Raw genomic sequence first — 9,692 nt, forward strand, 5'->3', positions numbered from 1 at the left:
AAGTGAAGTGAGACTAAACCCCCAAAGCCGCATTTTATGCGGCTTTTTTTATGCCTATAAAAGCGCCTCTTTTAAAGCAGCCAGCAAGCTGCACGTCTGTACAGCACGAGCTAACCGCTTAGCAGCGAGTTCACCTCGCGTTTGGTATTAATTTTTTCGCGGCATAAAGCCGCTGCTACTCATTAATTGCACCGCAGAGGGCACAGAGACACAAAGGAAACAATGGGGGTTGGTAAGTCATTTCTCCTGCTCTTCTCCTTCACTCCTCTGTGGTGAAAAAAATCACTTATGAACGAAAACAACGCGCGTCTGCACAGCACGAGCTAACCACGTAGCTAGGGTTAACCTCGCGTTTGGTATTAATCTTTTTCGCGGCATAAAGCCGCAGCTACTCACCTTTTTAATCAAACCAATGTTACCCAAAGTAAAAGCACTATGTTTAAAAAGTCACTACACCCAGTGTCACTCTTACTAAGTTAATGCTAGTGTATAAATTACAACCATTTATTGTTTTTGTTGTTTAACCGTTAAGCTATGGAGTTGACTATGTCTAACTGGGTAGATGCAACCGTAAAAAAAGTAACATGGTGGAGCGATACACTTTTCAGCCTGGTAGTAAACGCAAGCGTAGAGCCATTTAAAGCAGGGCAGTTTACTAAGCTCTCGATTATGGAGGGCGATAAACGTATTGCTCGGGCATACTCTTATGTAAACGCGCCTAATAACCCCGATTTAGAATTTTACCTTATCAATGTAGAGGGCGGCTTATTATCGCCTAGGTTGGCGCAATTAAAACCAGGCGACACTGTATTAATAGAGCAACGTGCCACGGGCTTTTTTACCTTAGACGAAATACCGCCAAGCGAGCAGTTATGGATGCTAGGTACAGGCACTGCAATAGGGCCGTTTTTATCTATTTTGCAGCAACAAGAGGTATGGCAAAAATACACACAGATTAATTTAGTGCACGGCGTACGTTTTAATACCGATTTAAGCTATCAAAATCTAATACACACCCTAATAAACGCACACCCTACACAACTTAACTACATTCCGGTTGTAAGCCGTGAGGAGCCACAGCAAGGCCTGAAAGGGCGTATAACTACAGCAATTCAAAACGGCGAGCTATTTAGTAAAGCCTCTAAAACCCCAAGCCCGAGTAATTCGCAATTTATGATTTGCGGTAACCCACAAATGGTAAAAGACACCACACAGTTACTTTTAGACAAAAGCTTTAAACGAAATCGTCGCAGAGACCCAGGGCACATAACGGTTGAGCAGTATTGGTAAAGTGTATAACAATCATTTAATTGCTACCCGAAAACGCTCAAATTTGTTATGTTGCAGCATTAACAGCGTTATATGTTCATATTAGGAAAGTTATGAAATCGTTATCTATTATTTTTGCCTCGCTTATTGCCACTGTTGCCCTGATCAGTTATGCAGCAGAGCAAACCGAAGAGACTCAAGAAGAGCAAAAAAGTACCGAGCAAGCGTCAAGCTCTACTCAAGCCAGCAATTCACCAACAAAAGCAAAAGATGAAAAGTTAAACACGCTTGAGTACCAAGCCCCAGAGCTTAAAACGCCAACAGTAGATACTACTAAACCTGACGACTCAAAAGTACTGGGTAGCGAAACCCCAAAACCGGTAGAAAAACCAAAAAACAAAGTAGAAAAAGCAGCAGCTGTGGCCGAGGCAGAAAAAGCGGTAACCCAAGCCAAAGAGGCATTAACCGCTAAGCAGCAAGCTAAAGCTAAGCAATCTCGAGAGTCGCTTGCTGTTGTAGAGCAACTAGTAGAAGCCTATAACGCACGTAATATTGAACAATTTATTCGTATGTACGATGAAGATGTAGAGTTTTATATTTTTCCTAATGAGCTATTATTTAAAGGAAAAGAAAAACTAATAGCCCGTTATGGCTTAATGTTTAAAAAATTAAAGTGCATTAATAGCTCGCCAATAAAGCGTATTGTGCACGGCGACATAGTAATAGACCACGAACTATCAGAAACCTGTTCAACAGACGAAAACGTGGTAGATAAACGCTCTGAGTTAGTATCGAGCTACCAAATAAAAGACGGAAAAATAATCCGCGTATTATTTTTTAGATAATTATAAAAGGCACACTATGCAGTTAGCAGACGACAAAAAAATTCGCTTAATGTACCGCGTTGAGCCAGGGTGTTTAGGGCCGCAGGGCGCAGATCACATAGAAGACTTTTGTCGTTATGCTAATAAGCATATTAAATCACCTTATTACGGGCAATTTTTGTTTTTACCACGTTTTGATAAACAAAAAGATGAGCGTCAATACAGTGTAAAAAATCGCAACCTATCGCGAGTGCAAGCCAAAGCCTATTTAAACCATTTTGAAATTGATATAGATACCTTCGAAGAGCAACTCGACGAACTCCTCACCAAAGCCATCGATTTATACTTTAAACGATAATTATAAACGCCTGAATACAAGTTTTACCCTGTAGCTAATTTTGCCTGTATACGCCTAGTTTACTCAGGGGGATGCGTAGCTTCTCACTAATTGCATCACAGAAGGCATTTCGCGCTACACAGAGAAAATAGGCATTGGTGAGTTACTTCTTTGTGGTGAGATAATCACTTTTAAGACGTGTCTACAGAATAGGGTTTATCGTGTAGCAGCAAGTTTACCTCGCGTTTTATATTAAACTTTTTCGCGGCATAAAGCCGCTGCTACTCATTAATTTCACCACAGAGGACACAGAGACACAGAGGAAACAATGGGGGGTGGTGAGTTATTTCTCCTACTCTCCTCCTTCACTTCTCGGTGGTGAGATAATCACTTTTAAGACGTGTCTACAGAATAGGGTTTATCNAGTTTACCTCGCGTTTTATATTGAATTTTTTCGCGGCATAAAGCCGCTGCTACTGCTATTGTGGGCTTCGCACTTTACGCCAATAACGCGCCCACAAAACTCTAGCTACCCGCTACTATGGTATTAAAGCTGTCGTTGTCGTGTAGGCTAGCAAATGCACTTTCGTGTAGTAGCTCATTACGTAAGTTTGGCGAGTATTCAAGAGCCATTTTTATATCGGCTAATGCATCGGCATGTTTGTGTGTAAGTGCATACGCACACGCACGCTGCCAGTAGGCATAGCCGTAGTCGCTATCTATATCAATGGCTTGGTTACATAACTCAATGGCTTTAGCGGTTTCGTTTAGCTCTAATAATGCATCGGCTTTATAGGCAATGGCTTCTACATCTTCTGGCTTACGTTTTAAAATTTCGTCAAATATTTCAATTTTGTTTGCAAAGTCGCTTTCTAGGTTTGCGCGCATCCATAACGAGTGCACCTCGTTAGTGACCGATATACGCTCTTGGTTACTGAGTATTTCTTCTGAGCGTACACGCAGTTTTTCTTCAAGAATCTTTAAGCGATCTTCGTACTCGTCAGTGATCACACTGACACGCGTATTTACAATGTCTTCTACTTTATTTTTAACATCGCGCAGCGAGTTCCAGCCTACTAAAACCAAAATAGAGGCCGTAGCAGTAATAATAAAAAACACGTTATTAATAGTGTCGGTGGTGTAAATAAGCGCTCTGTCGGCGGTGTCTAATTGGGCGTGTGTAACTTGTTTTGTCACATCTTCGCGTAATTGTTGTTGGTCTTGGCGAACGGCTTTTAACTCATCAAGAATATAGCGTTCTAAAAGCGGTTTATACATGGGCTCATTTAATTGCGCTAACGCTTGTTGCTGTTGCTCTTCTGTTGGTGCAGCAGATTCTTGGGCATTAACAGTATTTAAAAGCGAAACAAAACAAACAAATAGAATAGTTATATAAAAACGCATGGGTACGCCTAGTTAATTATTAGTGACTAATCGCACTTTAACATGCAAGGCTTATTGGCACTAGGGCGTGTTGGCTTTGAACATTAAACAAGTTAACAAAATCATACAACTGTTCACATAGCCTCAAAGGATTCTAAATTTTAGGCAAAAAAAAGCCAGCCCAATGTGGGCTGGCAAAACTGCTTAAAACAACAATAAATTGTCGCAGGGAAATAACAGGAGTGAGTGGTCATAATAATCAAGTCAATCTGAACATTTACTTAATTATTCAAAATAGATTTCAATAAGTTATAAAGTAAAGGTGCATTGGGCTTAGTAATGCACCTTTATAAACAACTTTAATTTCATGGTGAAGGGGGGTATTCCAATGTGCGCTTAATTAAAAGCCACTTTCAAACCCTTCACATACCATTACGCGTTATCTATTTAATCCGATCACACTAATTGTGGTGTTTAAACTGTATTCATTAAACCAATGGTTTCAATCGATTTAATTCAAGTTAATACGCTGGCGAATGTAATATTAGGGGTCTATATTGTTTGAGCAGTAAATAAAAATTATGCACAAAATTAATACACCTTAGCGTGTTACTTTAAATGTAAGCGCTGGGGCTTGAGTAAAATAGTTAAACTCTTCATTTAAAGTAAGGAGCTGAAAATGAGCAGCACTAAATCGGGTCAATGTCCCGTAATGCACGGTAGTAACTCAGTTATTTCTAAAGTAAACACAGATTGGTGGCCAAATACTCTAAATTTAGACATTCTTCATCAGCACGACACAAAATCAAACCCCTACGGCACAGACTTTGACTACGCCGAAGCATTCAAATCTCTCGATTTAGACGCAGTAAAAGCAGACCTAAAAGCCTTTATGACCGATAGCCAAGATTGGTGGCCTGCCGATTGGGGGCATTACGGCGGCTTAATGATCCGCATGGCATGGCACTCTGCGGGTACGTACCGATTATCAGACGGTCGTGGTGGCGCAAGCACCGGCAACCAGCGTTTTTCGCCGCTAAATTCGTGGCCAGACAACGCAAGCCTAGATAAAGCGCGCCGCCTATTATGGCCAATCAAGAAAAAATACGGGAACAAACTATCGTGGGCCGACCTATTTATTTTAGCCGGTAACATGGCATACGAATCAATGGGCTTAAAAATTTATGGCTTTGCCGGTGGCCGTGAAGACATTTGGCACCCAGAAAAAGACATTTACTGGGGCGCAGAAAAAGAATGGCTAGCACCGAGTGATGAGCGTTACGACAACGTAGAAAAGCCCGACACCATGGAAAACCCATTAGCTGCGGTACAAATGGGCTTAATTTACGTAAACCCAGAAGGTGTTAATGGGATACCCGATCCGCAAAAAACCGCGCAGCACGTACGTGAAACATTTGCTCGCATGGCAATGAACGACGAAGAAACCGCAGCGCTTACTGTAGGCGGCCACACGGTAGGTAAAACCCACGGTAACGGTAAAGCTGAGCACTTAGGCCCAGAGCCAGAAGCGGCCGACGTACACGAGCAAGGCCTAGGCTGGAACAGCACTAAAGAAGGCGGCTTTGGTCGCAATACTGTAACGTCGGGGCTAGAAGGCGCGTGGACTACCCACCCAACAAAATGGGATAACGGCTACTGCCACTTATTATTAAATTACGAGTGGGAACTAACTAAAAGCCCAGCAGGCGCGCACCAATGGGAGCCTGTAAACATTAAAGAAGAAGACAAGCCGGTAGATGTAGAAGACCCATCAATTCGTTTAAACCCAATGATGACCGACGCCGATATGGCCATGAAGGTAGACCCAATCTACCGTAAAATTATTGAACGCTTTAACAACGACTTTGAGTATTTTTCTGATGTGTTTGCCCGCGCGTGGTTTAAACTTACGCACCGCGACTTAGGTCCTAAAGCGTGTTACTTAGGTAAAGATGTACCAAGCGAAGACCTAATTTGGCAAGACCCAATTCCAGCGGTTGACTACACCCTATCTGATGACGAAATTAGCGAGCTAAAAGCACAAATTCTTGATTGCGGCGTAAGCGCAACTGATTTAATTACTACAGCATGGGATAGCGCACGTACGTACCGTGGCTCAGACCGTCGTGGTGGTGCAAATGGTGCGCGTATTCGCTTAGCTCCGCAAAAAGATTGGCAAGGTAATGAGCCAGAGCGCCTAGCAAGCGTACTTAGTGCCCTTGAAAAATTTAAAGCTGGCTTAGCTAAGCCTATCAGTATTGCAGATTTAATCGTACTAGGTGGCACAGCGGCTGTAGAGCAAGCTGCAAAACAAGCTGGTGTTGATGTAACTGTACCGTTTGCGCCAGGTCGCGGCGATGCAACCGACGAAATGACCGATGCCGAGTCGTTCGAACCGTTAGAGCCAGTACACGACGGCTTTAGAAACTACCTTAAAGGCGATTTTAGCGTATCGCCAGAAGAGCTACTTTTAGAGCGTAGCCAGTTAATGGGCCTAACCGCACCAGAAATGACCGTACTGTTTGGCGGAATGCGTGTTTTAGGCACAAACTACGCAGGCAGCAAACACGGCGTATTTACCGATAACGTAGGTGCGCTTTCTACCGACTTTTTTGTAAACTTAACCGACATGGCCAATAACTGGAAACCGTCTGAGCCAGGTGTTTACAACATTGTTGAACGTAAAACAGGCACCATAAAATGGACCGCAACACGTATAGATTTAGTGTTTGGTTCAAACTCTATATTACGTGCACTAAGCGAATTTTACGCACAAGACGACAACAACGAACGTTTTGTACATGACTTCGTAAATGCATGGGTAAAAGTAATGAACGCCGACAGATTTGATCTTAAATAAATCAAAATTATAGGCACAAAGGGGAGCAACATAGCTCCCCTTTTTTATTATCTAAATTTTAGTTAGTGGCCTGTAGGCACAGAGCTTGTTCAGGGTTGATGTACAGCTTTTCATTAATTGTAAATTAAATACCACCACAGAAGCCACAGAGGCGCTTTGCGCTACACAGAGAAAACAAGGGGATTGGTGAGCAATTTCTCCTGCTCTTCTCCTTCACTTCTCGGTGGTGACATAATCACTTTTAAACAAAAGCAATGCGCACCCACCTATTCAAACACCCACAAAAAAAGGCGCTAAACAGCACCTTTTTAAAATGGTTTAGGCTCTATTTTTAGTTTTTGAAACCTAAAAACTTAAACCTAAAAGCTTAAACCTAAAAGCTTAAACCTAAAAGCTTAAACCTAAAACAGACGCGATATAAAATCGCTGCTACAACTTAAGCGATTTTTTCTCTTCTATGCTTGCTAGGTATTCGTCAAACGTACCTTGAAAATCAATGACCTGCTTGTCTTTAATATCAATAATACGTGTTGCTAAAGACGATACAAACTCGCGGTCGTGGCTTACAAAAATAAGCGTACCCGCAAAGTCTTTAAGTGCATTATTTAGCGCTTCAATGGCTTCCATATCCATGTGGTTGGTTGGCTCGTCCATTACAAGTACGTTTACGTCTTGCATCATTAACTTACCAAACAACAAACGGTTTTTTTCACCACCTGAACAGTTACGCGCTTTTTTGTTTGAATCGTCGGCGGTAAACAACAAACGCCCTAACATGCCGCGTACCATTAAATCGTTATGCTTGGCTGTACGCCATTGCGACATCCAATCAAATAACGTTAAATCGTTATCAAAGTCTTTTGTGCTGTCTTGCGGGCAGTAGCCAAAGCTTGCGTTTTCTGACCACTTAATTTCGCCTTCATTACTTTTAAGCTCGTCTACTAAACAGCGTAAAAAGGTGGTTTTACCCACACCGTTTTCGCCAATAACCGCAAGCTTTGCGCCAGCTTCTAGTAAAAAGTCGCCGCCGCTAAATAATGTTTCGCCATCAAAACCGTGGCCAAGTTTATTAACTTCAAGCGCTTGGCGGTACATTTTTTTGCCTTCGTCAAAACTTAACGATGGGCTCATACGGCTTGACGCTTTAACTTCATCAAGCTTAATTTTATCCATTTTTTTAGCACGCGAACTGGCTTGTTTAGCTTTAGACGCGTTAGCACCAAAACGGTTAACAAAGTCTTGAAGCTCGTCAATCTCAGCGCTCTTTTTAGCGTTTTCGGCTAATAATTGCTCTCGCTGTAAGCCTGCCGCTTCTAAAAACTTTTCGTAGTTACCTGGGTAAATACGCAGCTCACCGTAATCAATGTCGGCCATGTGAGTACATACCGAGTTTAAAAAGTGGCGGTCATGGGAAATAATAATCATGGTGCATTTACGTTTATTAAGCTCATTAGCAAGCCACGTAATGGTATGAATATCCAAGTTATTGGTAGGCTCATCGAGTAGCAGTATGTCTGGGTTTGCAAACAGCGCCTGCGCTAAAAGCACACGTAATTTCCAACCTGGGGCAACGTTTGCCATTAACCCATAATGAAACTCTTTATCGATACCCGCTTCTAATAGTATTTCTTCAGCGCGGCTTTCGGCTGTGTAACCATCCATTTCGGCAAAAACGCTTTCAAGGTCGGCCACTTTCATGCCGTCTTCTTCGCTCATTTCGGGTAATGAGTAAATACGGTCGCGCTCTTGCTTTACTTTCCAAAGCTCTACGTCGCCCATAATTACGGCATCTACAACGCTGTATTGTTCAAACGCAAACTGGTCTTGGCTTAGGTTACCTACTTTAAGCCCCGGTGTAATCGACACATTACCCGCACTTGGCACAAGCGCTCCGCTTAAAATTTTCATGAAGGTCGACTTACCACAGCCGTTAGCGCCAATTAAACCGTAACGGTTACCGTTACCAAATTTAGCTGAAATGTTTTCAAACAACGGCTCTGCGCCAAACTGCATCGTAATATTTGCGGTGGAGATCAAAAAGTTAGTCCTAGAATGAGTACTGACAGGGGCCAACTGCAGCAAAACGCCACAAACAAGACCAAGCAATAGGGTAAATTAGCTGGCGAATTATACAGATCCCCCCATGGTAATGAAAGGTAAAAGATACATACCTAAAATGGTAGCACGTTGGGCTATGAATCTATATAAGTGTAAAACCGCGGGTTAATAGGGTTTATAAATGCGCTCTATAGCCGCTTTATTATTTTTAATAAGGCCATTAATTACAGCGACTTCCTCAAGCGTGACCGACTGTTTACTCATCATAAAATGCACGCCATTAACATTAATAGCTGGCGCCGTTTTTACCGGCAAAATGGTGCTGTAGCGCTTAGCAAAATATTTTGCGACAACAGAGTCGTCAATCACGTAATCAACTCGCTTTTTGTTTAGCATACCAAAGCGCGTATTTGCATCTGCGGTAAGTACTATTTGGTTGGGGTAGTGTTTTCTTATTTTTTCAAACTCAGCGCCAAAAAAGCTGCCTCTGTTAACGCCAACAATAAAGCCACGTTCAAAAAGCGCCGCTAAGTTAATTACATCTATGGCGTTTTCATGCTTATAAAGCAGCATAACTTCATCGCGATAAACATCAGTAAAATAAGAGTACTCGGCGCGCTCTTTTGTATAACTTGCCGCAAAGGTAATATCAATATGGCCTGTTTTTAGCTCTTGCTGAACCCGCGATAAGCTCGGAAAATAAACCCATTCAATACAAAAAGGCGAATCGTTAAAAACAGCGTTAACCGTATCTACCTCTGAGCCTACAAAGGCATTGCCTTGTTTAATTAAATAGGGCGCCCAGTTGGTTTCGTTGGTGCCCATTTTTAGCGTTTTAGTGCATGCCAGCACATTAAATTGCGCCACCAAAACTATAAACGCTAACAGAAACATTTTCATAAAACGTCCTTTTATACCAATCCGCATAATTAAGTGATCTATTTTGAGGATGGATAAACGT

Annotated in this window: 7 protein-coding genes; 4 read left to right on the forward strand and 3 right to left on the reverse strand. The window is 42.2% G+C overall.

Annotated elements, in window-relative coordinates:
• Positions 1 to 546 precede the first annotated feature (546 nt).
• From AN395_RS03270 to AN395_RS03280, 3 genes are all read left to right on the forward strand, one after another.
• The gene (locus AN395_RS03270; protein WP_054982065.1) at positions 547 to 1,290 is read left to right on the forward strand and encodes a ferredoxin--NADP reductase; all 744 of its coding nucleotides are present in this window, start codon (positions 547 to 549) and stop codon (positions 1,288 to 1,290) included.
• A 92-nt stretch (positions 1,291 to 1,382) separates the two neighbouring features.
• Entirely contained in the window at positions 1,383 to 2,114 is a 732-nt protein-coding gene (locus tag AN395_RS03275) for a nuclear transport factor 2 family protein (RefSeq protein ID WP_029773547.1), read from the forward strand.
• Between the two features lie 16 nt (positions 2,115 to 2,130).
• Positions 2,131 to 2,451 (forward strand): hypothetical protein, encoded by a 321-nt coding sequence (locus tag AN395_RS03280; protein ID WP_004589283.1) that lies wholly within the window; start codon positions 2,131 to 2,133, stop codon positions 2,449 to 2,451.
• Positions 2,452 to 2,955: 504 nt separating this feature from the next.
• Here AN395_RS03280 and AN395_RS03285 read toward each other — a convergent pair.
• Positions 2,956 to 3,834, reverse strand: coding sequence for a TPR end-of-group domain-containing protein (locus AN395_RS03285; protein ID WP_024032988.1), 879 nt, complete (start codon positions 3,832 to 3,834; stop codon positions 2,956 to 2,958).
• 658 nt (positions 3,835 to 4,492) lie between these two features.
• Here AN395_RS03285 and katG point away from each other — a divergent pair.
• The gene (gene katG / locus AN395_RS03290) at positions 4,493 to 6,673 is read left to right on the forward strand and encodes a catalase/peroxidase HPI (RefSeq protein ID WP_024032987.1); all 2,181 of its coding nucleotides are present in this window, start codon (positions 4,493 to 4,495) and stop codon (positions 6,671 to 6,673) included.
• A gap of 429 nt (positions 6,674 to 7,102) precedes the next feature.
• On the opposite strand, the gene AN395_RS03295 is transcribed toward katG, so the two are convergent.
• Both AN395_RS03295 and AN395_RS03300 read right to left on the reverse strand, forming a co-directional pair.
• Complete coding sequence (locus AN395_RS03295; RefSeq protein WP_095206603.1) at positions 7,103 to 8,710, reverse strand: ABC-F family ATPase; 1,608 nt, start codon at positions 8,708 to 8,710, stop codon at positions 7,103 to 7,105.
• Positions 8,711 to 8,896: 186 nt separating this feature from the next.
• Positions 8,897 to 9,631 (reverse strand): ABC transporter substrate-binding protein, encoded by a 735-nt coding sequence (locus AN395_RS03300; RefSeq protein ID WP_054982067.1) that lies wholly within the window; start codon positions 9,629 to 9,631, stop codon positions 8,897 to 8,899.
• Positions 9,632 to 9,692: the final 61 nt, after the last annotated feature.

The sequence above is a fragment of the Pseudoalteromonas sp. P1-30 genome (genome assembly GCF_001400005.1).
Lineage (GTDB): Bacteria > Pseudomonadota > Gammaproteobacteria > Enterobacterales > Alteromonadaceae > Pseudoalteromonas > Pseudoalteromonas atlantica.